General features: G+C 36.5%; 26 protein-coding genes, 5 tRNA genes and 1 riboswitch. Of the genes, 7 read left to right on the plus strand and 24 right to left on the minus strand.

Features of this window, described 5'->3' with window-relative positions; genetic code table 11:
* Positions 1 to 82 precede the first annotated feature (82 nt).
* The 4 genes from J2R98_RS04095 to J2R98_RS04110 are packed head-to-tail and all read right to left on the minus strand — an operon-like array spanning position 83 to position 2,759.
* The gene (locus J2R98_RS04095; RefSeq protein ID WP_307066357.1) at positions 83 to 268 is read right to left on the minus strand and encodes a YqgQ family protein; all 186 of its coding nucleotides are present in this window, start codon (positions 266 to 268) and stop codon (positions 83 to 85) included.
* Complete coding sequence (locus J2R98_RS04100; protein WP_307066359.1) at positions 265 to 1,827, minus strand: rhomboid family intramembrane serine protease; 1,563 nt, start codon at positions 1,825 to 1,827, stop codon at positions 265 to 267. Before J2R98_RS04100 ends, J2R98_RS04095 begins: the two co-directional genes overlap by 4 nt.
* A 29-nt stretch (positions 1,828 to 1,856) precedes the next feature.
* On the minus strand, positions 1,857 to 2,330 hold the full coding sequence (locus tag J2R98_RS04105; RefSeq protein ID WP_307066360.1) for an MltG/YceG/YrrL family protein: 474 nt from the start codon (positions 2,328 to 2,330) through the stop codon (positions 1,857 to 1,859).
* A 42-nt stretch (positions 2,331 to 2,372) separates the two neighbouring features.
* Positions 2,373 to 2,759: a hypothetical protein gene (locus J2R98_RS04110; RefSeq protein WP_307066362.1), complete on the minus strand. Its 387-nt coding sequence runs from the start codon at positions 2,757 to 2,759 to the stop codon at positions 2,373 to 2,375.
* A gap of 170 nt (positions 2,760 to 2,929) precedes the next feature.
* Here J2R98_RS04110 and rpmG point away from each other — a divergent pair, with 170 nt between their 5' ends.
* Both rpmG and J2R98_RS04120 read left to right on the plus strand, forming a co-directional pair.
* Complete coding sequence (rpmG, locus tag J2R98_RS04115; RefSeq protein WP_017185831.1) at positions 2,930 to 3,079, plus strand: 50S ribosomal protein L33; 150 nt, start codon at positions 2,930 to 2,932, stop codon at positions 3,077 to 3,079.
* A gap of 73 nt (positions 3,080 to 3,152) precedes the next feature.
* Entirely contained in the window at positions 3,153 to 3,719 is a 567-nt protein-coding gene (locus J2R98_RS04120; protein WP_307066365.1) for a 5-formyltetrahydrofolate cyclo-ligase, read from the plus strand.
* A 48-nt stretch (positions 3,720 to 3,767) separates the two neighbouring features.
* On the opposite strand, the gene J2R98_RS04125 is transcribed toward J2R98_RS04120, so the two are convergent.
* The 3 genes from J2R98_RS04125 to J2R98_RS04135 form a co-directional block, all read right to left on the minus strand.
* Positions 3,768 to 5,918 (minus strand): peptidoglycan D,D-transpeptidase FtsI family protein, encoded by a 2,151-nt coding sequence (locus J2R98_RS04125; RefSeq protein WP_307066367.1) that lies wholly within the window; start codon positions 5,916 to 5,918, stop codon positions 3,768 to 3,770.
* Between the two features lie 80 nt (positions 5,919 to 5,998).
* Positions 5,999 to 7,225, minus strand: a complete 1,227-nt coding sequence (locus tag J2R98_RS04130) for an MFS transporter (RefSeq protein ID WP_307066369.1) — start codon at positions 7,223 to 7,225, stop codon at positions 5,999 to 6,001.
* 110 nt (positions 7,226 to 7,335) lie between these two features.
* Complete coding sequence (locus tag J2R98_RS04135) at positions 7,336 to 7,947, minus strand: superoxide dismutase (RefSeq protein WP_307066372.1); 612 nt, start codon at positions 7,945 to 7,947, stop codon at positions 7,336 to 7,338.
* A gap of 213 nt (positions 7,948 to 8,160) precedes the next feature.
* On the opposite strand from J2R98_RS04135, the gene J2R98_RS04140 reads away from it, so the two are divergent.
* Positions 8,161 to 9,252, plus strand: coding sequence for an SDR family oxidoreductase (locus J2R98_RS04140; RefSeq protein WP_307066374.1), 1,092 nt, complete (start codon positions 8,161 to 8,163; stop codon positions 9,250 to 9,252).
* Positions 9,253 to 9,302: 50 nt separating this feature from the next.
* Here the strand turns inward: J2R98_RS04140 and J2R98_RS04145 are convergent.
* The 6 genes from J2R98_RS04145 to J2R98_RS04170 form a co-directional block, all read right to left on the minus strand.
* Positions 9,303 to 9,395 (minus strand) — tRNA-Ser (locus J2R98_RS04145).
* 16 nt (positions 9,396 to 9,411) lie between these two features.
* Positions 9,412 to 9,488, minus strand: a tRNA-Ile gene (locus tag J2R98_RS04150).
* Positions 9,489 to 9,498: 10 nt separating this feature from the next.
* Positions 9,499 to 9,574: transfer RNA gene (locus J2R98_RS04155), tRNA-His, on the minus strand.
* Between the two features lie 32 nt (positions 9,575 to 9,606).
* Positions 9,607 to 9,680, minus strand: a tRNA-Met gene (locus tag J2R98_RS04160).
* 1 nt (position 9,681) lies between these two features.
* Positions 9,682 to 9,756 (minus strand) — tRNA-Asn (locus J2R98_RS04165).
* A gap of 179 nt (positions 9,757 to 9,935) precedes the next feature.
* A complete protein-coding gene (locus J2R98_RS04170) occupies positions 9,936 to 11,543 on the minus strand; it encodes a Na/Pi cotransporter family protein (RefSeq protein ID WP_307066923.1) in 1,608 nt (535 codons plus the stop codon).
* 229 nt (positions 11,544 to 11,772) lie between these two features.
* Here J2R98_RS04170 and J2R98_RS04175 point away from each other — a divergent pair, with 229 nt between their 5' ends.
* Complete coding sequence (locus J2R98_RS04175; RefSeq protein WP_307066376.1) at positions 11,773 to 12,528, plus strand: DUF1189 family protein; 756 nt, start codon at positions 11,773 to 11,775, stop codon at positions 12,526 to 12,528.
* A 3-nt stretch (positions 12,529 to 12,531) separates the two neighbouring features.
* Here the strand turns inward: J2R98_RS04175 and J2R98_RS04180 are convergent, their stop codons facing one another.
* A complete protein-coding gene (locus J2R98_RS04180; RefSeq protein WP_307066378.1) occupies positions 12,532 to 13,173 on the minus strand; it encodes an NfeD family protein in 642 nt (213 codons plus the stop codon).
* A 167-nt stretch (positions 13,174 to 13,340) separates the two neighbouring features.
* Here J2R98_RS04180 and ispG point away from each other — a divergent pair, with 167 nt between their 5' ends.
* Entirely contained in the window at positions 13,341 to 14,444 is a 1,104-nt protein-coding gene (gene ispG, locus J2R98_RS04185) for a flavodoxin-dependent (E)-4-hydroxy-3-methylbut-2-enyl-diphosphate synthase (protein ID WP_307066380.1), read from the plus strand.
* Between the two features lie 451 nt (positions 14,445 to 14,895).
* Here the strand turns inward: ispG and J2R98_RS04190 are convergent, their stop codons facing one another.
* Both J2R98_RS04190 and J2R98_RS04195 read right to left on the minus strand, forming a co-directional pair.
* The gene (locus J2R98_RS04190) at positions 14,896 to 15,330 is read right to left on the minus strand and encodes a DUF2306 domain-containing protein (RefSeq protein ID WP_307066382.1); all 435 of its coding nucleotides are present in this window, start codon (positions 15,328 to 15,330) and stop codon (positions 14,896 to 14,898) included.
* 75 nt (positions 15,331 to 15,405) lie between these two features.
* Positions 15,406 to 16,110 (minus strand): lytic transglycosylase domain-containing protein, encoded by a 705-nt coding sequence (locus J2R98_RS04195; RefSeq protein ID WP_307066384.1) that lies wholly within the window; start codon positions 16,108 to 16,110, stop codon positions 15,406 to 15,408.
* A gap of 158 nt (positions 16,111 to 16,268) precedes the next feature.
* Here J2R98_RS04195 and J2R98_RS04200 point away from each other — a divergent pair, with 158 nt between their 5' ends.
* On the plus strand, positions 16,269 to 16,541 hold the full coding sequence (locus tag J2R98_RS04200; protein ID WP_307066386.1) for a DUF2624 family protein: 273 nt from the start codon (positions 16,269 to 16,271) through the stop codon (positions 16,539 to 16,541).
* Here J2R98_RS04200 and J2R98_RS04205 read toward each other — a convergent pair whose 3' ends face one another.
* On the minus strand, positions 16,542 to 17,432 hold the full coding sequence (locus J2R98_RS04205) for a deoxyribonuclease IV (protein WP_307066387.1): 891 nt from the start codon (positions 17,430 to 17,432) through the stop codon (positions 16,542 to 16,544).
* Positions 17,433 to 17,449: 17 nt separating this feature from the next.
* Positions 17,450 to 18,766 carry a DEAD/DEAH box helicase gene (locus tag J2R98_RS04210; protein ID WP_307066389.1) on the minus strand — a complete coding sequence of 439 codons (1,317 nt, stop codon included), beginning with the start codon at positions 18,764 to 18,766 and terminating at the stop codon, positions 17,450 to 17,452.
* A 140-nt stretch (positions 18,767 to 18,906) separates the two neighbouring features.
* Between J2R98_RS04210 and J2R98_RS04215 the strand changes: the two genes are divergently transcribed.
* Positions 18,907 to 19,866 carry a 4-hydroxy-3-methylbut-2-enyl diphosphate reductase gene (locus tag J2R98_RS04215; protein ID WP_307066391.1) on the plus strand — a complete coding sequence of 320 codons (960 nt, stop codon included), beginning with the start codon at positions 18,907 to 18,909 and terminating at the stop codon, positions 19,864 to 19,866.
* A 121-nt stretch (positions 19,867 to 19,987) separates the two neighbouring features.
* On the opposite strand, the gene guaA is transcribed toward J2R98_RS04215, so the two are convergent.
* The 6 genes from guaA to J2R98_RS04245 form a co-directional block, all read right to left on the minus strand.
* Positions 19,988 to 21,526 (minus strand): glutamine-hydrolyzing GMP synthase, encoded by a 1,539-nt coding sequence (guaA, locus tag J2R98_RS04220; protein WP_370871930.1) that lies wholly within the window; start codon positions 21,524 to 21,526, stop codon positions 19,988 to 19,990.
* Between the two features lie 88 nt (positions 21,527 to 21,614).
* A riboswitch (purine riboswitch) is annotated at positions 21,615 to 21,716 on the minus strand.
* Between the two features lie 22 nt (positions 21,717 to 21,738).
* On the minus strand, positions 21,739 to 23,202 hold the full coding sequence (guaB, locus tag J2R98_RS04225; protein WP_307066393.1) for an IMP dehydrogenase: 1,464 nt from the start codon (positions 23,200 to 23,202) through the stop codon (positions 21,739 to 21,741).
* A gap of 112 nt (positions 23,203 to 23,314) precedes the next feature.
* Entirely contained in the window at positions 23,315 to 24,433 is a 1,119-nt protein-coding gene (locus J2R98_RS04230; protein WP_307066395.1) for a Nif3-like dinuclear metal center hexameric protein, read from the minus strand.
* Entirely contained in the window at positions 24,430 to 25,128 is a 699-nt protein-coding gene (locus tag J2R98_RS04235) for a tRNA (adenine(22)-N(1))-methyltransferase (protein WP_307066397.1), read from the minus strand. Before J2R98_RS04235 ends, J2R98_RS04230 begins: the two co-directional genes overlap by 4 nt.
* Before the next feature lie 97 nt (positions 25,129 to 25,225).
* A complete protein-coding gene (locus tag J2R98_RS04240) occupies positions 25,226 to 25,582 on the minus strand; it encodes a c-type cytochrome (RefSeq protein ID WP_307066400.1) in 357 nt (118 codons plus the stop codon).
* A 97-nt stretch (positions 25,583 to 25,679) separates the two neighbouring features.
* Positions 25,680 to 26,225: a hypothetical protein gene (locus J2R98_RS04245; RefSeq protein ID WP_307066402.1), complete on the minus strand. Its 546-nt coding sequence runs from the start codon at positions 26,223 to 26,225 to the stop codon at positions 25,680 to 25,682.
* Between the last annotated feature and the right edge of the window lie 20 nt (positions 26,226 to 26,245).

Here is a 26,245-nt window from a genome sequence, read left to right on the forward strand (position 1 = left end):
CATTTTAAAAAAAGTTTCAAAATGTTATTTAATCTAATACCCGTTTTATCATTTTTTCAAACATTTTACAACGAAAGTTATTTTACGATTTGATTTCAGAACGTAATATTAAGACGGCTTGCTTAAATTCCTCAGAGCTAATTAGGTTATTTTGATACAACTCTCTAATCTCTTCTTCCATCAACATGATATCTGATTCTCGGTCGCCTAAATAAACAAAAGAACCGAAACGCTTTAAAAGTTTTTGTACATCTAGGTAGCTATTCATCCTTCTCCCCGTCCTTTAGTCAGTAATTCATCATAAAAATCCCGAAATTGTTGTTGATCTGGATTAAGATTAATTGCTTCTTCAACATATTCTACTGCTTTATTCTGCTCTCCACGTTGCTCATATAATACCCCTAAATTGTAGTAAGCCTCTGAGAAACGATGATCTAACTCAATGGCTTTATATAAATCTTCTTCAGCTAAAGACAGATTATCTTGTTCAATAAAGGCAACAGAGCGATAGAAGTATAAATACTCGTGATCAATTCCCTCATCGATTGCTTTTGATAGAACCCGAACTGCTCGATCATATTCTTCATTATTAATATGCTGTTGTGCAATAAGTGCTAACGAATGTGGATCCTCAGATGTTTCAGCATGATTAACGCCATGCGCTGTCATAGAAGAGAATAATAAAATAAATAGTGTAGTTCCGATCAGTTGCTTAATTTTACCTTTTTTATATGGTAATTGAACGATTTGAGCTGCTAAGAAACCACCAATCAATCCACCTAAATGAGCACCATTATCAATTTGCGGAACTGTAAAGCCAAATACAATATTAATCCCTATAATAATTAATAAACTAGTTCCCATTGTTTTAAAAAATAGCTCACGATAATTTAGTCCAAAGAAAAGTAATGCACCGAACAATCCAAAAATTGCCCCCGAAGCACCAGCAGCTACTGCATCATTCGTCGCAAAACTTGCCACGCCACCAAAAACCCCTGCTAAGAAATAAATGATTAGAAATCTTTTGGTGCCGTATATTTTTTCAGCTACATCACCAAGGAAAAAGAGAGCAAGCATATTCATAAATAAATGTAATGAACCAATATGTAAAAACATAGATGATACAATCCGCCACCACTCACCATCTGCAATAGCTGGGTTGTACTTTGCCCCCCATTCAATCAAATGAAATGTATCTGTACTACTCCCATTTAATTCAACTAAGGCAAAAACAAATAAATTAGCTAGTATTAATAAATAGGTTAACCTCGTTTTGCCATAAAAGAATACTTGCTTAAACTCTTTCTCTTTAGCTCTATGATAACCGACAACTTTTTGTTCTAGGTAAACAGTCTGACGATCCATTTCTTCAGAAGTTGGCTCTAAATCTAAGTTCATATAATCTGTAACATGTTCGTTAACTTGATTAGAAAATCTGAATAATTCATCATTTTTTTCGCCTTGATTAAAGTAATACACCGAAACTTGAGCATTTTTCTTCTCTTTTAATGGTTTAGTTTCTCTAACATCTTCCCAGTGATCCACTGGAGCCAAATCTGAAAAGTAAGCAATATGGTAATGTACTTTTCTACCTCTCACAAACCTTAATTTCTTCATTAAATAATTTACTTTATGTTGAACATCTCTTTTAAGATGATTCGCCCAATCAAATTGTTTCTGACTAACAAGAATGATGTGGCTCGTTTGCTTTTCATACCTTTCCAAAATAAAGAGGTCTCGGTTTTTAGAAATATGTCGAACTTCGAATTGATGGTTTATTAACTGGTCAATTACTTTGAACATTGTATACCTTTCAGCAATATACAACCCGATCCCCCCTTTTATTCTGCTTCAGTCTAATTTGTTATAGTAATAGCAATTTGTTGATGAGTCATTTCTGAAGTTACGACGTAAGTTCCTACTTGAATTGCTCGGCTGTAGTCATTTTCTGTTAGATAGTTAACCAATTCACCTGAATCATTAATGATACCTTGTTCTTCTAAAACTGATGCTATATTTTGTGTACTCATTCCTGATTCAACCTCTAGCGTAAATACTTTATGATCATGATCAGTTATTGATTCTTCAGCTTGGTACTCCTCTAATTGTTCATTTAAATCATTATAATCAGCTTCTAATTGGTCAAATTGGTCCATTTCGGATTGAGATATTATAATATGTCCTTCTTCTTCTAGTAACTCGTGTGCCTCTTCTATAGTTATATGTTCATTTGACTCAACATCAGCTACTTCTTGTTCACCTTCAGCTTCACTGAAGTATACAACGCTTAATATTAATGTCGTCACTATAATACCTAAGGAAAACGCCATAATAATTGGCCTCATAATGCAACCTATTCCTTTCTAATTAGCCTATGCAAAAGCTTGCTTGTTAGTCTTTTGATGGACGATGACTTTAATATCATCTTGGCTTAAACCTGTTTGTTCTTCTATTTCTTTGAAACTATAACCATCTTCAAACAACCCGACAACCCGTTTAACGACAGTCGGTTCTTTTTGTTTGAACAGGTCATCATTTTTGCTATGTTGACTTGAATACTCACCTAAATTTATCGTTCCAGTTAACAGTTCTTCCTCTAATACTTTCAGTTTATTGTTCATAACATATTGATTTTGAATATGATCCATCGACAACTGTTCTAATTCTGTTTCAATTTCTTTAAATCGACTGTTCATAAAAAAAGAAATTATAAGTAATACTAAACCTATAACTAATAGTGTTCCTAACGCATAAACCATCTTTGTCACCCTTACTGTTTTGTTTCATAGATATAGTTTATCATTTTAAGTCATGAAGAGAAATTAGTTTACTATAAAATCCTTGTCTATTGCACCTTGAATATTTTTAGCAATTTTGGTATGATAGTTAAGTCAAATTGAAGATATATGTAGAAACGGAGGGAAAAATCATGCGTGTACAAATCACACTAGCTTGCACTGAAACTGGTGATCGTAACTATATCTCAACTAAAAATAAACGTACGAACCCTGACCGTTTAGAGTTGAAAAAATACTCTCCAAGATTAGGTCGTCATACGTTACACCGTGAAACGAAGTAAAACAGTAGGTGATCCTGCTGTTTTTCTTTATATTTAGACGTATTTTCACCATTTGTTTAAAGGAGAGTATATAATGTACAAACATTCATTTAGAACTTTAAGCAAACGCTTGTTAAAACATATAAGTCGTGAACAAAAAAAAGAGGCTGCTAACATCATTAGCAACACGTTATTCAAAACAGACTATTGGAAACAATCGCAAATGATCGCCATCACCATTCCACGTGAGATTGAACTAACTACATACCCAATCATTAAACAAGCATGGCAAGAAAATAAACAAGTGGTAATTCCTAAATGTTATCCTCATGAAGGTAACTTAATGAAATTCTTCAAATTCACAGACGAACTTGAACTAGAAAATGTTTATCTTGATTTGTATGAACCTAAGGAAAGCGAAAGTCAAGAAGTTACAACGAGTGAAATCGATTTAATTGTCGTACCAGGATTATTATTTGATCATAACGGTTATCGAATTGGATATGGTGGCGGTTATTATGATCGATTTTTAAAAAGTTTTGATGGGACTAAATTATCGATTGTTATGGAAGAACAAATTGTTCGCTCAATCCCTTATGATGACTACGACATTCCTGTTGATTATATTATCTCCAATAAACAAATATACCAATGTTTTTAACTTAAAAAATGTGCACCAGGGGTAGTGACCAAGGTGCACACTTTTTATTTACTCTTCGTCAGAAGTATCTTCTTCAACTTCTTCTAACTCAACATCGTCTTCTAATTCTTCTTCAGTTGTACCCTGACGCTCTTCCTGCAGTTCAAAATAAGCATCTAAAGCACGTTCACCGATCCGTAAGTTAGTTCGATGGTCAGAATTTGGATCAGTATGCGGAACGACAACTGCAAAAGCAACCTCTGGATTATCAAACGGAGCGTAACCAACTAAGTTTAAGTTATTAACCTCAGCAAGCAATTCTCCACGATCAAAAATTTCTGCCTCAGCCGTACCTGTTTTACCAGCGGGGTTGTAATCTTTATCGCCGAAATAGGGTGACCCTGTACCGCTACTTTCTTGAAACGCTTGCCTAAAGCCTTCTTGGACTCTTTCAATATAACGATCATCCATATCGATTCGGTTTAATATTTTAGGCTCATTTGCTTTATATAGAGGTCCTAAACCGTCAGTATCACCCGCACTATGCATTTGACGAACAAGTGATGGCGCAATCCGATATCCGCCATTGGCAATAGTTGAAACATATTGACCGAGCTGTAAGGTGGAGTAGTTGAAATACTGTCCAATGGAATAGTCCATCATATTACCAGGGACAGGAACATCCCGGTAAGGGTCAGTAGTACCAGTCGTTTCAGATGGTAGGTCAATGCCCGTTTCCACACCGAGACCAAATTGAGAATAATAATTAATCATTGATTGAAAACCTTCACGAGTGCTACTCATCACAGTGTTGCTGAAATCGTATTGATGCCTTAATTCATCGTTCATTCTTAGCGCAATAAAACCCATATAAACGTTCGATGATTCACGTAAAGCTCCGATATCATCTAACGACCCTAAAGTACTATGTGAACTAAAAGTTAAATCGCCCCCACCATCTCCTGGTGGCAACCGAACAGTACGATCACTCATCACTTCACCAGGACTAATCACACCTTCTTCAAATCCAGCTAAAACGGTAGCCCCTTTAATGGTAGAACCAGGCATATAAGCAGCATATACAGCACGTAATGCATCATCCTTTATACGTTCACTTTCATCTTCAGCATCACGTTCATACCTTTTACCTGACATCGCTAAGATTTCACCTGTATTAGGGTCCATCATGACGGCTAATGCATGGTTCAAGTGTTCACTAGGGTATTCTTCAACAGCCTCCGTTAACTCTTCACCAACAATTTCATCAAGACGCTGTTGTAATTCCATATCAACTGACAAGACTAAGTCTTTTCCACGCTCTCCTTCTCTGATTAGCTCACTACTAATGACATTTCCATTCGAATCCGTAATGTGTTCACGTACTTCTTTTTGACCTGCCAAATATTGTTCGTACTGGTCTTCTAACCAACTTCGACCGACACGGTCATTACGGCTATAATTACGGGATAAAAAGTAATCTAAGTTATCATCTGGAATACCTTGTCGAGTTGTAGTAATACCACCTAAAAAGCCAGAAAAAGTGTCTCCGAATAAATGAACTCGATCCCAGTCGGTCGTCACATTAATCCCTGGAAATCGATTTAAGTTTTCAGCAATAACAGCATACTCATCATTTTCGATATCTCTTTTAATGATATGAGGCGTTAACGCACTTGCTTGATTGAGCTCTCTAAACAATGCAATTACGTTCATCTCTTCATCAGAGATCTCCTCTATATCTTCATCAGTAACTCGATCTAGAACTAATTGATATTGTTCAGAGTCACTAAGTTCAAGCTCTTCCTCATCCAGTCGACTATATGCTTCTTCAAAGTTTTGCAAAATCCAATAGTCCTCTACATCTCTTTGGGTGACACGTGATAATAACCCGTCTGAAGTGACTTCAATATAATCGACTAATTGTTCAGCAATTTTTAAGTTATCTTCAGGCTGAACATTTTTCGGTGGTGTATAAGTAATAGCCAGTACAGGCTCATTATCAACGATTAGCTCCCCTGTTCGATCAAACATTCTTCCTCGAGGTACAGGTGTTTCAGAAGTATCTTGTTCTGTACGATCAATCTCTTCTTGTGCATCCTGTCCATATAATATTTGGACGACACCAAGTTGTAATATTAGCATCGAGAAAAGCAAAAAAATCAAGAAGAATAATAAATTTAAGCGAAGAGGTAAATGCGATTTACTTTCTTTGTTTTTCAATGTTAGCTCCTCCCCTTAAATGCTATACATATTATAGCATCTTTTTATACATTAAATAAGGGAAGAATGGTACAGATTTGTTAAGTCTCCGAACTATCTTTTACTATTTTTGCTAGGTATATGTTAACAATTAAGTAACCGACTCCGAATATAACAATTCCGTACTGAATCCACAGTGATTGATCCATGAAAAGTAAACCGAGTAAAAAGAGTAATAAAGAAGTTCCTCGGCCCAAATTCAAGAAAATCTCGCGTAAAATAATATACTCAATTCGGTATTCGCGAGCCTGGTTCGCTTTACCAATCACATCATATGAAATCGACATATACGGAGCAAAAAATAAAGGGAAAGCTATACCAACAATGGCTCCAAAAATAAAAAATTCATATGATAAATTCGAAATGAGTAACCAAAAGATCGCTAAATATAAACTAATCGCACCAAACGTAATAAATTTAATCCGATTGGAAGGTGTGACTACACGCGCAACAACTTGATAAGCTAACAAAGAAGTAGCGGCATAAATGAAGTTATAAATACCAACTGTCATTTCACTTTGTGTTCCCATATAGACTAATAAACCGACTAAAAATAAAAAGACTCCTTCTCTCGTCCCTTGAAAAAAGTGAGCATTTAATAGTCGTTTCCAATTTGCGTTTTCCTGTCTTTCTTTTATTGCCACGCGCAAAGCATAAGTTCCTTCAATCTCTCTTCTTTCAATAAAGAAGCTACAAACGACAGCTAAAATGAACAAAATAAATGAAATAAAAAAGATGGTTAGATAACCAGTATATCCTGTTAATACAGTAATAATAAAACCTGCTGTTATAGGTCCGACCATTCCACTAAATGATTGCAACATTCCTAATGTACTGTTAAAGAAGTCGCGTGTGTATGGTTCGGTTACTTCGAAAGTTAATACATTAAAAGCTAACCAAAAAAATCCATAACCAGCTCCTAACAAACTCCCTAACAGAAGATTATAATGAGCTGCATTTTCTCCAAAAGCTAATACTGATATAAAAAAGATTGAGATTAACGTAATTCCCGCTCTTAATATTAAAATTCGGTCGATCTTTTTCGCCCATTTGCCAAACACAATGTAAATTAACGTTTGGGAGATCGCAATAAATAAATTATAAAAAGCAACTACTTGTATATCTTCAGATTGTTTCCATAAAAAGATATTTACGAAAATGTTCGAAAGGAAAATCCCAAGTGTATATAACAGCCCAATGGCTAGAAGTAAGTATAAGTTTTTACGTTCATGATCACTCACATCATGACTTAAGCGATTTAGCAACATACAACTCCCTCGTTTCTAACTGTAGTTTTTGCAATAAGAGGTCGCTTATGCAACTAAACCAAAAAGAAAAAGCTTGCACCTAAATAGGTACAAGCTTTATATTTAATTTATTATTTAGCTTCTTCGTAACGCTTGCTAACTTCATCCCAATTTACAACGTTCCAGAATGCATTAATGTAATCTGGACGACGGTTTTGGTATTTTAAGTAGTAAGCATGCTCCCAAACGTCTAATCCTAAGATTGGTGTAACACCTTCCATAACAGGTGTGTCTTGGTTTGGTGTAGATGTAATCTCTAAGTTACCGTTTTTAACTACTAACCAAGCCCAACCTGAACCAAAACGTCCAGCGCCAGCTGCTGCAAAGTCTTCTTTGAATTGGTCAAAGCTTCCGAAAGCTTCTTTAATCTTCTCTGCTAATTCACCTGTTGGCTCACCGCCACCATTTGGTGAAAGAATAGTCCAGAATAATGTATGGTTAGCGTGACCACCGCCGTTGTTACGTACTGCAGTTTGAATGTCACTTGGAAGTGAGTCTAGGTTTTGAAGTAGTTCTTCTAATGATTTGTCTTGAAGATCTGCATGCCCTTCTAGAGCTGCGTTCAACTTCGTCACATACGTATTATGGTGTTTCGTGTGGTGAATATTCATTGTTTCTTGGTCGATGTGTGGTTCTAATGCATCATATGCATAAGGTAATTCTGGTAGTTCAAATTTAGCCATAATTAATTCCTCCTTCAACATAATACAGTGGAAAGTATTTTCTGAATTTCCACTCAGTAAAAGGTTATCAACCGAATGGCTGATATGCAAGTTTTTTGCCTTAAAAGTATTTCCGTTATTTTATTACCCTTAAACTAATTTAATTAAACATAGTTATTATGAAATTAAATTTTCTGAATTATATGGTAAAATATATTAAATGAGGTGATGTAGATGAGATCATATTTATTCACTGGCTTTCCAGGCTTTATATCTGAGAATTTAATTCGTGAAATTATTCGTCAAAAGAAGTTTGAACAGGTTTACTTACTTGTCATAGAACAATCTATGGACGAAGCTAATAGCTTACTCAACAAGGTTGTAATTGAAGAAAAAATCGCTCAAGATAAATTGACGATCGTTAAAGGGGATATTACTCAAGAAGGTTTAGGAATTGAACAAAAGATTGCTAACGATATTCAACAGGACGTTACTCATGTTTTTCATTTAGCTGCTTTATATGATTTAGCTGTACCTTTCGACATTGCTTATAAAGTAAATGTTACTGGCACAAAACATGTCAACGACTTTGTTAGGCATTGTGAAAATTTAGAACGCTTTGTTTACTTCAGCACAGCTTATGTATCAGGTGATCGAGAAGGGAAAATTTATGAACATGAGTTAGACGAAGGACAATCATTTAAAAATCATTATGAAAAAACTAAATTCAAAGCAGAAAAAATGACCGAAGCAATTAAAAAGGATGTACCAACGACCATTATTCGTCCAGGGATTGTGATTGGTCATTCTCAAAGTGGATCAACGAGTAAATTCGATGGGCCGTACTTCATTTTAAACTATTTACAACGTTTAAAGTCACTACCACTAATACCTTACCTTGGAAAAGGGAACGCCTTAGCTAACTTTGTACCAATTGATTATATTGTAAAAGGAACTATTCATTTAGCTCACAGTAATACAAGTAATGGTAAAACATTTCACCTAACTGACCCGAATCCATACCATTCTCAAGATGTTTATGAAATGTTTACACAAGCATATTTAGGCAAAAATCCGATTGGGAATGTGCCATTAACAGTTGGAAAAGCATTCTTATCCTTCTCCTCCTTCCGTAAGTGGTTCAGGATTGAGAAAGAGGCATTAGACTATTTTTATTGTGATTCGGATTTTGATTGTACAGAGACGGCCAAAGAGTTACAAAGTGTAGGCATCATTTGTCCAGACCTAAAAGAGTATTTGCCAGCAATTGTAAGGTATTATAAGAAGTTTGAAGATGATTGGACTAAACATATAGAAATTACTTAATGAATTTTTGAACATAAAAAAAATAAGCTATATTATAAGCTTAATTTGAATGGCGGAGGAGGAGGGATTCGAACCCCCGCGGGCCGTGAAGCCCCTGGCGGTTTTCAAGACCGCTCCCTTCAGCCAAACTTGGGTACTCCTCCGGATATAAAATTGTAATGGTGGACCCTGCAGGACTCGAACCTGCGACCGATCGGTTATGAGCCGATAGCTCTAACCAGCTGAGCTAAGGGTCCACTTAAGTAATGGGGCGATCGGTGGGAATCGAACCCACGAGTGCCGGAGCCACAATCCGGTGCGTTAACCCCTTCGCCACGACCGCCATATTTAAGTATATAAGTTTTAATTATGTAATAGCGGCGGAGGGGATCGAACCCCCGACCTCACGGGTATGAACCGTACGCTCTCGCCAGCTGAGCTACACCGCCATGGCTCCAGCGGCAGGATTCGAACCTGCGACCAATTGGTTAACAGCCAACTGCTCTACCTCTGAGCTACGCTGGAAAATAAAAAAGGTATGCTTTCATTAATGTGCTGTTTAAGCTAAAAGCTATCAACAGCGACGAGATATAATTTACCATGATACTGTAGGGTTGTCAACAGAGTTGATTGCTTTCTTAGAAAAGAATATATAATTTATTAATCAAGACAGGCTAAGTGCTTAGCCTGTCTTAATCTATCATTTATTCTTCATGATTCACTTCTTGAGCAATATTTAATGCATGATCGCCAACTCGTTCTAGGTTACTAATAATGTCAACAAAGATAATTCCAGCTGTGCCAGAACATTTACCTTCATTCAAACGTTGGATATGCTTCTTACGATAAACTCTTTCCATCTCATCAATTTTATTTTCTTTTTCCATTGCTTTTTTCGCTAACTCAACATCGCCATCTTCAAACGCTTTAATAGCTTGCGTTACCGTTTCAACTGTTAAATCAAACATTTCGTTTAAATCTTCCATTGCTTGATCAGTTAAATGCACTTTGTTAGCAATTTTATATTCGTTCAGTTCAACGATATTTTCAAAGTGGTCACCAATCCGCTCCATATCACGAACTACATCAACTACCGTCGAATGGACATTACTATCTGCTTGTGTAATATCTTGGCTAGATACTTGCACTAAGTAGTTCGTAATTTTCTTATCCAAGTTATTAATAGCATCTTCTAATGATAACGCAATCTCTGCATTCTTAGGTTGATTTGAGTTTAAATACTCTCGTGTTTGTTCAAGACCTTTAATTGCAACTTCACCCATTCTGAGTGTCTCAGCTTTGGCTTGAGAAATCGCCATTGAAGGTGATTGCTCTAAGAAAATTGGGTCTAAATGTTTAGGCTTCGAATCCACGACGGAATCATCACCAGGTACAAGCTTCGTTACAATTAATGCTAATAAGGCTATAAATGGAAATTGGATCACCGTATTAGAAACATTAAAGATCCCGTGCGCAAATGCAATAGTCATTCTAGGTTCTAATACTAATACATCTCTAAACCATTCTACAGCCATGGTAAACGGTATTAATAATATTAAGAAGACTGTAGTACCTAATAAATTAAATATAACGTGTGATGCCGCTGCACGCTTAGCTGCAACACTTGCTCCCATCGCTGCTAATACAGCAGTAATTGTTGTACCAATATTATCACCGAATAATACAGGTAAAGCTGCTTGAAGTTCAATTGCGCCTTCAGCATGTAATGACTGTAATACACCAATTGCTGCGGTAGAGCTTTGAACACTCACTGTGAAAATGGTACCAATAGCTACACCTAATAAAGGTATATCACTCATCGTAACTGTTAAATCTTGGAAAGCCTGCATACCTCTTAAAGGTCTTAGACCATCACTCATTAACTCCAATCCATAGAAAATAGCCCCGAAACCAAACACTGTCTGTCCAAAATAAACAACTTTTTTATTTTTGAAGAAAAACAGTAAAAATGTACCAACCGCTAGTATTGGCAGTGCATACGCAGATATATCAATACCAATGATAAATGCAGTAACTGTAGTACCTATGTTAGCACCCATAATAACGCCAATGGCTTGTCTTAATGTCATAAAGCCTGCGTTAACTAAACCAATAGTTAGCACGGTTGTACCTGTACTTGTTTGTAAAAGAACAGTTACTACAATACCAGCAAGTACTCCCATAAAAGGGTTTGTAGTAAAACGATCTAATATATCTCTCAGTTTATCTCCAGCAGATCGTTGTAATCCATCCCCCATGTACTTAATACCAAATAAGAAAAGACCTAGTCCACCAACAAACAGGAATATCATTTGTTGAACTGAAACTTCTTCCACATTCCTCACCTCAGATCAATATGTTTATCTATTGTTGCTTTCAACAAGTATATTATGCTCCGATACACTCAACAAAGTAAACCTATTCTCGACATTCTTTACAAAAACTTAACAATGGCTAATTATTTATAAAAATTGATATAAATTTATTGTTTGCTAGATGGTTGTCAGATATTATAGTAAAGAGCTATATGGGAGGAATTGCATGAAGGTCAATATTATAAAACGTTTTATTTGGAGCTTGTCCAATTTTAAAAATGTTGCCAAGTTAAGATCAGAAAAAATAAGCAAACCAATTGTTTTTTTAATAACTCTGATGTTTTTATTAGCTATACCGTATGCTGCTATTATGGCATTCGATTCACAACGAGCGGTTAACCAAATAAGTGACTCTACAATATCTGAGGAATTAACTGGACATTATGACGGGGATACTGTCAACCTTGACGAAGACCGCTCTCTAGTTGAAGAAGGCAATACCTCTATTGCTTTTACAGAAGAGGGCTTTGAACAGGCAGAAGGTAATGTCGTTCTATATTTCCAATCAGATCAAGCAACACTCGTCACTGATCGGAATCATTACTCTTTCTTATATGACGATGTGATTTCGAGTGGAGACTTTACGTTACAACAAATAGTTGATGGGTTAGATCAATTTATTTTAACTTTAATTATCGTATCAACTATTATTTACTTCTTTATTTCCTTTGTCATTAAATTAGCAGAGGTTACGCTGTTAGGCTTTGCTGGTTTCATTGGAAATAAATCTTTAAATCGTGAGGCACGCTTTAGTGAGATTTGGAAATTAGCAGTATATGTTGCCACCTTACCTACGATTGTCGTAAGTGTTATTCAATGGACAGGCATTCAACAAAATATTTCCGGGATTATATTTTGGTTGGGTAGTTTCATCATCATGTACTTTGTCTTAAAACATATCCCTAAACAAACAGAGCAGTGAGGGTTAAACCTCACTGCTCCCTTCTTTTTCGACTAATATTTTCGTACCATCTACTGCTACCACTTTTACATGTTGACCAGGTTCTATATATTGACCATTTGATACAGCACTATATCTTTGTTCATCAATTTTAACAGTACCTGTTGGTCTTAATATTGATTCTGTTACTCCTGTTTTTCCTACTAACTCTTTGTAGGATTCATTTAAAGAGTTGTACCCTTTTTCACTTGTTAACTGCTCTTTTAAAGCTAATTTTCCCCACATAGCGCGTTTCGGTAAGGCATCAATTCTAATTAAGATTAAACTACTTAAAGCGCCTAATATAACACCAGCAATACTATAAGTAGCATATATACCGTCAGGAGCAGCGAAAGCTACTGAAAATAACACGACTAAGAAACCAATGACTCCTAATATACCATCATTAACGAACTTCCCATCAGCTATAATTAATGCAAGACCTAAAGCAAAGCCTAAACCGACTAATATTAAATCCGCAGTTGATAAAAATGACGAAAAGTATAAACCGATCGTGATTACACCAATTAAGGCACCTAATCCTCTCAATCGGATTAAAATCTCTGCAAAGAAAAAGAACATAGCAACCCCAGTAATTACAAATACTCCTAATACACTTTCAATCATGATATTCCCTCCCCCTTTTTATATTTTAATGCATTTTTCTGACATATCAAATACTATATATTTATTATAGCAGTTATCTAAGTTAGCATGTTAAACTAAACTTATGTTATGATTTTTTATGGAGAGAATAAAATTTTCCATTGTATATATAAAAGGAGAGTTGAAAGATGTCTACGATCACACATCGTAAAGATACAAGACCTGTCCGTGTCGGAAATGTCATGATTGGCGGGAAAGATGAAGTAATTATTCAATCTATGACGACTACAAAAACACATGATGTAGAAGCAACAGTTAATGAAATACACCGTTTAGAAGAAGCTGGTTGTCAAGTTGTACGTGTAGCGTGTCCAGATGAACGTGCAGCGGATGCCATTCCAGAAATTAAAAAACAAATTAATATTCCACTTGTTGTAGATATTCACTTTGACTATCGTTTAGCTTTAAAAGCGATCGAAGGTGGAGCAGATAAAATCCGTATTAACCCTGGTAATATTGGTAAGCGTGAACGTATTGAAGCAGTTGTTAATGCAGCAAAAGAAAAAGGTATACCTATTCGTATTGGTGTTAATGCTGGTTCACTTGAACGCCATTTATTAGAAAAGTACGGTTACCCAACAGCTGATGCTATGGTAGAAAGTGCTTTACACCATATTAAAATTTTAGAGGATTTAGACTTTCACAATATAGTGGTATCCTTAAAGGCTTCTGATGTTCATTTAGCAGTTGAAGCTTACGAGAAGGCAGCTGAACACATATCTTATCCAATTCACTTAGGTATTACTGAGTCGGGTACTTTATTTGCTGGAACAGTAAAAAGTGCTGCAGGTTTAGGAGCTATATTAAGTAAAGGAATTGGAAGCACTGTCCGTATTTCATTAAGTGCAGACCCAGTTGAGGAAGTTAAAGTCGCTAAAGAGTTACTAAAATCATTTGGGCTTGCTGCCAATGCAGCTACTTTAATTTCATGCCCAACATGTGGCCGGATTGAAATTGATTTAATTTCGATTGCAAATGAAGTTGAAGAATATATTCAAAACATTAAAGCGCCAATTAAAGTAGCAGTTTTAGGGTGCGCAGTAAACGGCCCTGGTGAAGCTCGCGAAGCTGACATTGGTATTGCTGGTGCTCGCGGCGAAGGCTTACTATTTAGACACGGGGAAATTATCCGAAAAGTTCCGGAAGAAATAATGGTTGATGAGCTTAAGAAAGAAGTCGATAAATTAGCTGAAGAGCATTACCAAAAACAAAAAGAAGAACAAGAAGCATAAATGCAAAGATCCAAATGGCTAATCATTTGGATCTTTTTTTATAAAAAAGGCTCTAAAATATTTGTTGGGGTAGCTGTACAATTTCTTACAAAGAAGGTTGGGTGTCTTTTACTTGAACCGTTGGTATCAATGTCTCAGTCATATTGCCGGAAGCGTTTTGATGAACCGATGTCCGTGCGGAACGCTACAAAAACAATCACAAGAATTTAATATAGTTTTCAGGGATAATAAAATGGTCCAGCAGTGGAAATACACGAAGACTCCAATGGGAACAGCGCGAGCCGAAAATCACCCAAAACGACACGGCAGTGAGTTTTGGGAAGTTGAGGCCGTGCCGATGGAAAGCGAAGTGTATTTTCACTGCGTTATAATTGAGCCACACTTTGATCAATTTGTTCATTTGACTTAGAACCACGTAAAAAAAGGCCTGCCTTAAAGGCAGACCGTACATCTATATGATCGGAAATAAGAACAATCTAATCGCAACTGCTGCAATTGCTATACCGATCGCAATGTTACCTAACGTATTGGCACCACGACGTTTAGCGTATATACCCATCACTACACCGATCACGGCAAATAGTAATGTCCATACAAAGAATGACAGTAACGATACAGCTAAAGCGATCCAGCCCCAACCTGCATCAACATGTTCTTCATACCTTGATTCCTTCTCTTCTTTTTTCATTTTATCTTCATCTAATTCATCAGGATTAAATGTCGCTGCATCACTTGAGAATTCAACATCGTCACTACGGTTACTGATGCCATCTTCTGCATTTCGGATGCCGGTGATGGGATCATTAGTTGGATTAAAGTTGTTGTTTTGCTCGAAATAATTATCATCTTCACTATAACTTCCTGGGTGTCGATCATCGTTGCTCATTCGTCTTCCCTCACTTTCCTTAGGAGTACTTATAGTGTGTGAGGGAGAGCATAAATTATACTTACTGGCACCAACTTAGTTAGCAAAAGCTAGGCTACGGTTTTCCTCTGCCTTTTCTTGGATTTCTACAGCGTACCAACTAGCTGCATGTCCATTCTCTTCTTGATATTGTTCAAGGCCACCAATGCCTCTATGATAAGCGGTTAACGCCTCATCCCAATTATTATACTCATCATACAAGAAGTCTAAATAGACCACTGCTAATTGAATACTATAAGTTGGTTCAAAAAGCAATTCTTTCTCGTAAGGAAGATCAGCCATATCCGCAATCCAAGGTGCTGTATTTTCCATAAATTGAGATAAACCGTAAGCATGACCATATTGAGTTGGTGGTCCAACTAAATCAGGGTCAAACGTATCACCCGTTTCAACTTTAATTAGCTCATATACAATAAACGGGTCTATATCATAGGCTTCTGATTTTTGAATTAGGAAAAGTGCCCATGACTTTTCAAATGAACCTCCACTGTCCTCGACCATTTTATTAGCTTGCATTTCGATCTCATTCCAATTATGGTACGAAAAATCTGAATCCCAATTTAAATTAATTGATTGGAAATACTCATTTTGATTTTGTACTGATTCATTTTGAATTTTTAATTCTTCTTGCTGCTGCTCTAGCTCTTCTATAGTTTGTTCATAATTTATATTATTCACGATGAATGCCGTTGTCATAACCATAATTGTAATAAATAAAACAGCATAATGCTTTAAATTCATATAAACATCCTTTCTTACCCTTAAAGAGTTGGTAACTTTTGGGCCCAAGTTGACATAGTAACTTATTAGCAGCTCCTAATCAAACAAAACGCTCCAAAACACAGATTTCCCATATTTGCATATACATAAACATCCAAGTATTAAAAAGGGTGTTGATGATGTTAAAGCAAATAATTACAACGAGGTTATACCACTCTACTCCAGAAGAAGTGGTTAAGTATAGTCAAGAGTACGGAATTCCTGTTACCCACGAACAAGCAGCTATGATTTTAAGCTTTATAAAAAAAGAAAAAATCGATCCTTTTTCAGAAAAGGATCGATTAAGAACTTTTAGATTTATTCAACAAAACATTGGTACCGCCGAAGCCAAACAAGCTTATCAGTTGCTATACCAATTAGCAAAACAATACCAGCTTGATGAATTGTTATAGTTATTGTTCCATAATTTTCGACTTTAAATCTTCATCAAATGTATCACCTTTAAGCATGTCAATTTCAAACTTATAAGGTGGTTTTTTATTCTTTTTGTCTGTACCGACAAAAGGTGTTTCTAAAATTTTAGGTAAATGCATTAAATCATCATGATGAATAATATTGTGAAGTGCCTCAAAGCCGATATGACCAAACCCGATGTTTTCATGTCGGTCTTTTCCGGCACCACGTTCATTTTTACTATCGTTAATGTGTAATACTTTTAATCGATCAAGACCAATTACATTATCAAATTCTTTAAGCACACCGTCAAAATCATTAACAATATCATATCCTGCGTCATGAACGTGACAAGTATCTAAACAAATAGACAGTCGCTCATTTTGTGTTACACCATCGATGATTTGTGCTAATTCTTCAAAAGAACGGCCAATTTCTGAACCTTTACCTGCCATTGTTTCTAAAGCAATTTGAACATCACGCTTTTCCTCAAAGACTTCGTTTAAACCTTCGATGATCTTATTAATCCCTTTATCCGTACCTTCTCCAACATGAGATCCTGGGTGAAGGACAATTTGTTTAGCCCCAATCGCTTCTGTTCTTTCAACTTCTGAACGTAAGAAGTTCACACCTAATTCAAACGTTTCTGGCTTATTCGTGTTTCCAATATTAATAATATATGGAGCATGAATAACGATGTCTTCTATTCCGTTTTCCTCCATATGTTGAGTGCCAGCCTCTATATTTAATTCCTCAATCGCTTTACGACGAGTGTTTTGAGGGGCTCCTGTATAAATCATAAAAGTATTCGCACCATAAGATACAGCCGCTTCACTTGAACCGAGTAACATATTCTTCCCGCTCATTGATACGTGTGATCCTAGTTTCATTACTCATTCTCCTCTCTTTATCTACGCTTTCCTTTCTTGGACTGTTTCTGCTTCATTTGTTTTTTAATTTGGTCTTTCTCATTTTGCATTTTCTTTTTATAGCCTGGCTTGACTTTTTTCTGTTTTTTAACTTTTTTCCACGCTTCTGATTCTAATTCATGATCTGCTTTTTGCCTTTGTTTACGTTCATTCCATTTTTTAACCTGGACCCATTCACCTTTTTTAATATCATAGTTAAAAAATTCAATGCCTCTTGATTCAAGTGATTCAATTAAGGTTAAATCTTTGTCTTGATAAAAGCTAACAGCAGTACCTTCTAAACCAGCGCGTGCCGTTCGTCCGACACGGTGTATATACGTATCAACATCATGAGGCATCTCAGCATTAAATACGTGGCTTATCCCTGGAATATCAATCCCTCTAGCGGCTAAGTCTGTCGCAACGATATATTCATACCTTAATGACCTTAACTCTTTTAGCACTCTTTTGCGCTCTCTTGGTTTTAAGCCACCATGAACAACCCCTACCTCAAGTCCTTTATCAAGCAATTGTTCAGCTAAAGCATCCGCATGTTCTTTTTTGTTGACGAATACTAATGCAATATATGGGTTAATAAGTTTTGAGGCTTCTACAATTAAATCTGCTTGTTGCCTATGTCGTAAAGGAACTAAACGATGCTCCAATTGTTCAGGACTTAGCACATCTTCTTCAATTTGAATATGCTCAGGCGCTGTTAAATACTTTTTAAGAAAAGGCTGTAACCCTTTTGGAATAGTTGCTGAATATACCATGATTTGAACCTCTTCATACATTCGGGACAAAATTTGATCAACTTCTTCAATTAGACCAAGGTCGATTAACAAGTCAGCTTCATCGACAACGACACTATTAACCGTTGAAGCATTGATTGTACCTTCTTCTATAAAGTCTAAAATCCTACCAGGTGTTCCTACAATAATGTGAGGTGGATTTTGTAACTTTTGTTGTAAGCGTTGTTTGTCTGTTCCACCAATCACTAGCTTTGCTGTCCATTTCTCATTAGAGAAACTAATTACCTTTTTCACTTCTTCAAAAATTTGCATCGCTAGCTCTCTCGTCGGTGCAATGATAATTTTTTGCACGTCATCCTGTTCGCTATTAACCCGATCAAACATAGGAATTAAGTATGCATGTGTTTTCCCTGTACCCGTTTGTGACTGGCCAATAATGCTTTTCATTTTTAAAGCGTGTGGAATAACTCGATGTTGAATTTCTGTAGGGTGTTTAAACTTTAACTGCTCAATTACATTTAACGTATTGTTTTGTAAGTCATACGATTGGAAATATCTTTTCATTATTCTAAAACTCCTTTACTATCAAGTTTAATTATAAATGACACGAATTATAAATGCTACTGATAGAAAGATTTTGTCAAACTCGTTTATAACCATTATAATAACGAATAGAGATGATTATATGAGGAGGCCATGTTTTCATGGAAGTCATTAAGATTGCTCCAAGGGGATATTGTTACGGTGTGGTAGATGCTATGGTTATTGCAAGTAACGCTGCTAAAGACCCAAACTTACCACGACCAATTTATATATTAGGGATGATTGTACACAACAGCCATGTAACACAAGCTTTCGAAGATGAAGGTGTTATTACTTTAGACGGTAAAGACCGTACACGTGATCAGTTGTTACATGACATTGATGAAGGAACCGTTATTTTTACTGCTCACGGTGTCTCACCAGAAGTTAAGAAAGTTGCTGAAGATAAAGGGCTAACTGTTCTTGATGCGACTTGTCCTGATGTTACACGCACTCATGATTTAATTCGTGAAAAAGTGTCAGAAGGCTATGAAGTCGTCTATATTGGTAAAAAAGGACATCCTGAACCAGAGGGCGCTGTTGGAGTCGCACCTGATCACGTTCACTTAATTCAAACAGAAGACGAAGTAGAAAACTTAAACCTCCCAGAAGGTTCTAAGGTAGTTGTTACAAACCAAACGACGATGAGCCAATGGGATGTTTACGATATAATGTTGGAAGTACAGGAAAAATACCCACAAACTGAAATGATTCAAGAAATCTGCATGGCGACACAAGTACGTCAAGAAGCAGTGGCTGAACAGGCAGGAGATGCTGACTTAACATTAGTTGTCGGCGACCCGAAAAGTAACAACTCAAACCGTTTAGCGCAAGTTTCAAAAGAGAAAGCTGGCACAGAAGCTTATCGGATCGCCGATGTTTCGGAGATCAAGTTAGATTGGCTTGAACAGTGTGAAAAGATCGCTGTCACAGCAGGTGCCTCTACACCAACTCCAATTACAAAAGAAGTTATTAAATTTATCGAACAGTATGATCCTAATAATGAAACAACTTGGGACCTTAATAGTAAAATTACGAACAATAAAATTTTACCTAAAGTTAAACCGAAGAAAAAAGTTTAACTTAAAAACATCCCCAGCTAAAGGGCTTATTTCAAAAGTCCTTTAGCTGGGTTTTTTTATGACCCAAAAATAAAACCCAACCACTTATCAATAATAATGGTTGGGTCTATACTATATAAAGTTACTCCCACTCAATTGTTGCAGGAGGCTTACTCGTAATATCATAAACGACTCGGTTAACTCCATTTACTTCATTTGTAATACGGTTAGATATCTTTTCTAGTACATCCCAAGGAAGTCGTGCCCAATCAGACGTCATGCCATCAACTGATGTAACTGCACGTAGACCGACTGTATGGTTGTAAGTACGCTCATCACCTTGTACTCCTACACTTTGAATTCCCGGTAACACCGTGAAATACTGCCATACATCTTTCTCTAAATCATTTAATTTTATCTCTTCACGTAGAATTGCATCTGATTCACGTACAATCTCTAACTTCTCTTCTGTCACTTCTCCTAAAGTACGAATCGCAAGTCCTGGTCCTGGGAACGGTTGACGCCAAACGATATGTTCTGGGATCCCCAGTTCTTCACCTAATTTTCGAACTTCATCTTTGAATAAAGTTTTAAGTGGCTCAATTAAGTCAAACTGCATATGTTCTGGTAATCCACCAACATTATGGTGTGACTTAATGGTTTGTGCTGTATCCGTACCACTTTCAATAATGTCGGTATAAAGTGTACCTTGTGCTAAATAGTCCATATCCTTTAACTTATCTGCTTCATCATCAAAAACATAAATGAATTCGTTACCGATAATTTTTCTCTTTTCTTCTGGGTCACTAACCCCATTTAACTTAGATAGAAAGCGGTCTTTTGCATCAACTTTAATAACGTTTATATTAAATCCTTCTTCAAACATTTTCATCACGTCGTCTGCTTCATTCTTTCTTAATAGACCATGATCAACAAAGATACAAGTTAATTGGTCACCAATCGCTTCATGTAGAAGGACAGCAACAACTGATGAGTCAACACCACCACTTAAAGCACATAGCACTTTTCGGTCCTTTACTTCTTCACGAATCTTTTCAACTTGCATTTCGATAAAGTTTTCCATCGTCCATTCGCCATCACACTCGCACGCATTAAATACAAAATTTTTCAACAGGTCATTACCATGTTCAGAGTGTTTAACTTCAGGGTGAAATTGGACACCATACAGATGTTTAGTTTCATGACTAAATGAAGCAATTGGACAAGAAGGGTTAGTCGCGTTGACCACAAATCCATTAGGTGCTTGCGTTACAAGATCACCATGACTCATCCAAACGACCTGTTCATCAGGTAAAGCTTGAAAAAGACTTGATGTTTCTTTTACATCAATTGTGGCCTTGCCATATTCTCGGTGGCTCGCTTGTTCAACGCTACCCCCTAGTTGTTTAGCCATTAACTGCATACCATAACAAATTCCTAAAACAGGGATCCCTAGGTTGAAAATTTCTTCATCTATTTGTGGTGAATGGTCATCATAAACACTTCCAGGACCACCTGATAACACAATTCCTTTAGGGTTTAATTCTTTGATTTCTTCTGCAGAGATTTTATTAGAGTATAATTCACTATAAACACCTAATTCTCTAATTCTCCTCGTAATTAATTGATTATATTGACTACCGTAGTCTAAAACGATAATTTTTTCATCAAGCGTATTCATAATCTCGTACCACCTTTTTGATTACATCATTACACATTAACCATAAAAAAATACAACTCTGCCAATCAAAGGGGGAGAAAGGCAGAATTGTATCGTCATCTGCCTTCATAGTCAGGTTGTTTAAGGCAACCCGGTAGAGACTCTCACCCCGTATTGGCGAGTATATATGAAGCCATATTATCGTAAAAGGTTTTATGGTTAATCGTTTTTAATTATACTGAATAGTTTGGTGCTTCTTTCGTTATTTGAACATCATGTGGATGACTTTCTCTTAAGCCAGCACCAGTAATTTTTACAAACTGTGACTTTTCTCTTAAGTCTTGTAAGGAACCTGCTCCGCAATAGCCCATTCCTGAACGTATACCACCTACCATTTGGAATAACGTTTCTGCAACAGGTCCTTTATAGTCAACACGTCCTTCAATACCTTCTGGGACAAACTTATTTGACTCCTCTTGGAAGTAACGATCCTTACTTCCTTTTTCCATAGAAGCAACGGATCCCATTCCGCGGTAAACTTTAAAGCGGCGGCCTTGATAAATTTCAATATCTCCGGGACTTTCTGTTGTTCCAGCTAACATACTGCCGAGCATCACAGCATGACCACCTGCAGCCAATGCTTTTACCATGTCACCAGAGTACTTAATGCCACCGTCAGCAATAACTGGTACATTGTGTTTTCTAGCTTCTGTTGCACAATCATAAACCGCTGTAATTTGTGGTACACCTACCCCAGCTACAACGCGTGTCGTACAAATAGAACCAGGACCGATTCCAACTTTAACGACATCAGCACCTGCTTTAATTAACGCCTTAGTTCCTTCAGCTGTCGCGACATTACCAGCGATCAAGTTTACAGAAGGATACTTATCTCGAATAAGCCCAATCGTATCTAATACACCTGACGAATGACCGTGAGCAGTATCAATAACTAATGCGTCAACGCCAGCATTAACTAACTTCTCTACTCTTACTAACGTATCTCCAGAAACACCGACAGCTGCAGCAACAAGCAAACGACCGTGATCATCTACAGCAGAATCAGGGAACTCTACATCTTTTTCGATATCTTTAATGGTGATTAAACCTTTTAAAGTCCCTTCGTCATCAACTAAAGGAAGCTTTTCTATTCGATGTTCTTGTAGAACGCCTTCAGCTTCATCTAAAGATGTATTGACTGGTGCAGTCACAAGGTTGTTTTTCGTCATAACTTCAGAAATAGCCATTGAATAATCATTAATAAAGCGTAAGTCACGATTCGTAATAATCCCTACTAGCTTTCTGCTTTCTTCATCGTTAACGATTGGTACTCCAGAAATACGATACTTACCCATTAAATGCTCAGCATCAAAGACTTGATGATCTGGTGTTAAATAAAATGGATTCGTAATAACGCCTCTTTCAGAACGCTTTACTTTGTCAACTTGGTCAGCTTGCTCTTCAATTGACATGTTCTTATGAATTACACCTAAACCACCATTACGAGCCATTGCGATTGCCATCTCAGCTTCAGTAACTGTATCCATACCAGCACTGATCATCGGCATTTTAAGATTTAAAGTGTTCGTTAAGCTCGTATTAACGTTTACACTTCGTGGTACGACATTTGATTCAGCTGGTAATAAAAGTACATCATCAAATGTTAGACCTTCTTTTGCAAACTTCTCTTCCCACACGATTAACCATTCCCCTTTCTTCCTAAATATTATTAGTAGGTTACCAAGCAGTAGCCGTAGTGTCAACAACTCTCTAAGAAGTAAAAAGATTTTAAATATTCATTTAATAGACTTATAGAAAATGAAATGGTTCCGTCACTTGTTCAGAAGAAACGAATTCAATATTCATTTCTCTTTTAGTAGCGTCTTGTTGTAGTTGGTCTTTTAACCCTTGCTTCATAATTTGTTCTATATGATGTCCTGGATCGATCATTGCTAAGCCAATACCTAATGCATCGTGAGCTGTATGATAATAAACATCCCCTGTAATTAACACATCAGCTCCTTTTCTTTTAGCTTGGTTAATAAATTTGTTACCATCACCACCAATTACAGCAACCTTTTTCACTTTCTTATTAGGATCACCGACAAACCGTAGCTGCGGGACGTTAAAGGTTTGTTTCACTTCATTTGCAAACTGTTCTAATGTTTTAGACTGCTCTAGTTTACCGATTCTTCCTAACCCTTTTTCTTCTCCGTCTAAGTGTAATGGGTAAACATCATAAGCCATTTCTTCATACGGATGAGCTTCATTAGCAAGTTTAATACTATGATCAATCTTGGATTCAGGGACAATCGTTTCCATGCGTATTTCATTTACTTTTTCGAGTTTATCAGTGGAACCAATATATGGATTAGTGCCTTCTTGAGGTTTAAAAGTACCAAACCCATCACTATTAAATGTACAATGGCTATAGTTGCCGATATGACCAGCACCAGCCTCAGCTAAGGCATCTCTTATGTCGTTTTCATGTGTGGTTGGCGTAAAAATCACTAATTTATATAATCGTTCTTTTTCAGTTGATACGACAACGGCATCGCTTTCTAATCCTAATTGTTCCATTAACATATCATTAACGCCACCGTTAGCGATATCTAGGTTTGTATGAGCTGCATAAACTGTAATGTTATGCTGGATTAACTTACTTACGATTTTACCTTTTTCGCTATTTAAATCGACAGACTTTAGAGGTTTGAATATTAAAGGATGGTGGGCTACGATTAAGTCAATTTCTTGATCAATTGCTTCATCAACAACATCTTCTAGTACATCTAACGCAATCATAACCTTGCTTACTTTTTGGTTAGCGTCACCTACTTGTAAACCGATCGGATCACCTTCAAAGGCTAAATGTTTAGGAGCTTTCTTTTCTACTAATGAGATCACGTCTTTTACAGTAACTTGATTCATTCAAATACCTCCTCTTTAATCCACGTTAATTGTTGTTCAAACTGGTTTATTTTTTCATGGTTCGGTTCTGAAGCTTGTTTCATTTGAGTAATAATGGACTGTTTTTTCTCAAAAACATGTCTCCATTTTTTATAAAAGGCTTCATTTTTTGATTGTAACATAATAGGACCTAAATAAATTTCCTTGGCAGAATAAGAAATTTTCCCATCAGAAGGTGTCAATACGACAACTTCATAAATATAGCCGTCCTCTTCTATTACATCTTCGTTTACAATTTCATATTGTTGCTCTATGGCAAACTCGCGAATGGAACTTGCATCGATGTTTGGTTGTAACACTAAAGCTTTAGCTTCACTTAACTTGTTAATCCCATTTTTCAAAATGTTTGTGATTAATGTTCCACCCATCCCTGCAATCGTTACACAGTCAACCTCTTCAGGTGATAGAACTTCTAAACCATCACCTAATCGAACATCAATCCGATTAGATAATTCCATTGCCTCGACTTGTTTAACAGCAGCACGATAAGGGCCTTCATTAACTTCTCCAGCAATCGCCTTTACATCCGGTCTCTCCAGGCAAATTTTACAAGGTAAATAAGCATGGTCAGAACCGATATCCGCAACACAGTTTATATTATCAGGGATCATTTGTTTTACTCGACTAAGTCTCTTTGATAAATCAATTTCTTTCATTGTTGTCACCTATTTCTATTTTTATAAAACAAAAGTCCAGAAACATTAGTCTGCAAGGGTGACTTACAAACATGCTCCTGGACTTTTCATTAATGGTCTATTGCTCCATAAGCCATTCTGCAAGGATTTCTGCTTCTTCATTCGTTGCATAATCCCCTGTCATAATAGAGCTTCCTTCAACACCATTAGCAATGATGTCTTCTAGTTCTTCAAGTGAGAAACGGTCTCCAGCATTCTGTAATTCTGGTCCACTTCCACCTTCTAAATCTCCACCGTGACATGATAGACAGTTGTTTTCATAAATAGCTTCTGGGCTATCAGCAGCTTCTTCTGTCTCTTCAGTTGCCTCTTCAGCATGGCGCATTTGATCTAAACCAACACCAGCCATAACGATCATTGCTACAATTCCAAGAGTAGCAATTGTTACGTATGGAATAATTGGGTTTCTGCTCATCTGTTTCCTTCCTCCTTACGTTACCTATTATGTATACAAAACTATATATATTTTACTTTAAAAACCGTTTGTCGGAAAGGGCTAAAATGTGAAATTATTATAAAAACATAATTGTTAGTAGCAAAATGGTGCCGATTACACCTGAAGCGACTAAATAGTAATACCGATAAATAATTCCTACAACGACCCATATGATACAGTGGAAAAAAATAGTTGAGATTAATACGACCCCTTGTCCAAACAGCGTATGAAATAGTGATATGGTAGCTATTAGAAGCACTAAAAATAAGAGCATAATAGGGATATGAATTAAAGTTTGGTGCTTTTTATTATACCAATACAAGTGCCCTGCAATTAAGAGCATCATACCTAAAAAAATAACCATTTCAATCCACAAGTCATATTGAAAAAAAACCAACAAAAATAAAGAAATGGGTAGAAGGAGTATGAGAAGAACTACATCTGCATAAAGAAATAATGAGTTTCGAACAAGATCTCTTTTAGTTGATGCACTTTCCTCTACCCCTTCACCATACGTATATAGTGCCAATAAAAAATCACAATATTCTGCGGGTAATAATTTATTTTGTTTCCAATGCTTGATTTCATCGATAATCACTTGATTTCGATTGTCATTCCCCATCGTACACCTCCGCAGAGTTG

Source organism: Alkalibacillus filiformis, assembly GCF_030814115.1.
GTDB lineage: Bacteria > Bacillota > Bacilli > Bacillales > Alkalibacillaceae > Alkalibacillus > Alkalibacillus filiformis.

Coding starts and splice junctions, on each gene's coding strand:
- J2R98_RS04210 (WP_307066389.1), bottom strand. CDS start 18,766: ATGAAAAGATATTTCCAATCGTATGACTTACAAAACAATACGTTAAAT.
- rpmG (WP_017185831.1), top strand. CDS start 2,930: ATGCGTGTACAAATCACACTAGCTTGCACTGAAACTGGTGATCGTAAC.
- J2R98_RS04195 (WP_307066384.1), bottom strand. CDS start 16,110: ATGAATTTAAAGCATTATGCTGTTTTATTTATTACAATTATGGTTATG.
- J2R98_RS04180 (WP_307066378.1), bottom strand. CDS start 13,173: ATGATTGAAAGTGTATTAGGAGTATTTGTAATTACTGGGGTTGCTATG.
- J2R98_RS04120 (WP_307066365.1), top strand. CDS start 3,153: ATGTACAAACATTCATTTAGAACTTTAAGCAAACGCTTGTTAAAACAT.
- J2R98_RS04205 (WP_307066387.1), bottom strand. CDS start 17,432: ATGAAACTAGGATCACACGTATCAATGAGCGGGAAGAATATGTTACTC.
- J2R98_RS04245 (WP_307066402.1), bottom strand. CDS start 26,225: ATGGGGAATGACAATCGAAATCAAGTGATTATCGATGAAATCAAGCAT.
- J2R98_RS04110 (WP_307066362.1), bottom strand. CDS start 2,759: ATGGTTTATGCGTTAGGAACACTATTAGTTATAGGTTTAGTATTACTT.
- J2R98_RS04175 (WP_307066376.1), top strand. CDS start 11,773: ATGAAGGTCAATATTATAAAACGTTTTATTTGGAGCTTGTCCAATTTT.
- J2R98_RS04130 (WP_307066369.1), bottom strand. CDS start 7,225: ATGTTGCTAAATCGCTTAAGTCATGATGTGAGTGATCATGAACGTAAA.
- J2R98_RS04200 (WP_307066386.1), top strand. CDS start 16,269: ATGTTAAAGCAAATAATTACAACGAGGTTATACCACTCTACTCCAGAA.
- J2R98_RS04105 (WP_307066360.1), bottom strand. CDS start 2,330: ATGGCGTTTTCCTTAGGTATTATAGTGACGACATTAATATTAAGCGTT.
- J2R98_RS04230 (WP_307066395.1), bottom strand. CDS start 24,433: ATGAATCAAGTTACTGTAAAAGACGTGATCTCATTAGTAGAAAAGAAA.
- J2R98_RS04135 (WP_307066372.1), bottom strand. CDS start 7,947: ATGGCTAAATTTGAACTACCAGAATTACCTTATGCATATGATGCATTA.
- J2R98_RS04240 (WP_307066400.1), bottom strand. CDS start 25,582: ATGAGCAGAAACCCAATTATTCCATACGTAACAATTGCTACTCTTGGA.
- ispG (WP_307066380.1), top strand. CDS start 13,341: ATGTCTACGATCACACATCGTAAAGATACAAGACCTGTCCGTGTCGGA.
- J2R98_RS04140 (WP_307066374.1), top strand. CDS start 8,161: ATGAGATCATATTTATTCACTGGCTTTCCAGGCTTTATATCTGAGAAT.
- J2R98_RS04235 (WP_307066397.1), bottom strand. CDS start 25,128: ATGAAAGAAATTGATTTATCAAAGAGACTTAGTCGAGTAAAACAAATG.
- J2R98_RS04215 (WP_307066391.1), top strand. CDS start 18,907: ATGGAAGTCATTAAGATTGCTCCAAGGGGATATTGTTACGGTGTGGTA.
- J2R98_RS04170 (WP_307066923.1), bottom strand. CDS start 11,543: ATGATATTCCTGTTTGTTGGTGGACTAGGTCTTTTCTTATTTGGTATT.
- J2R98_RS04190 (WP_307066382.1), bottom strand. CDS start 15,330: ATGAGCAACGATGATCGACACCCAGGAAGTTATAGTGAAGATGATAAT.
- J2R98_RS04095 (WP_307066357.1), bottom strand. CDS start 268: ATGAATAGCTACCTAGATGTACAAAAACTTTTAAAGCGTTTCGGTTCT.
- guaA (WP_370871930.1), bottom strand. CDS start 21,526: ATGAATACGCTTGATGAAAAAATTATCGTTTTAGACTACGGTAGTCAA.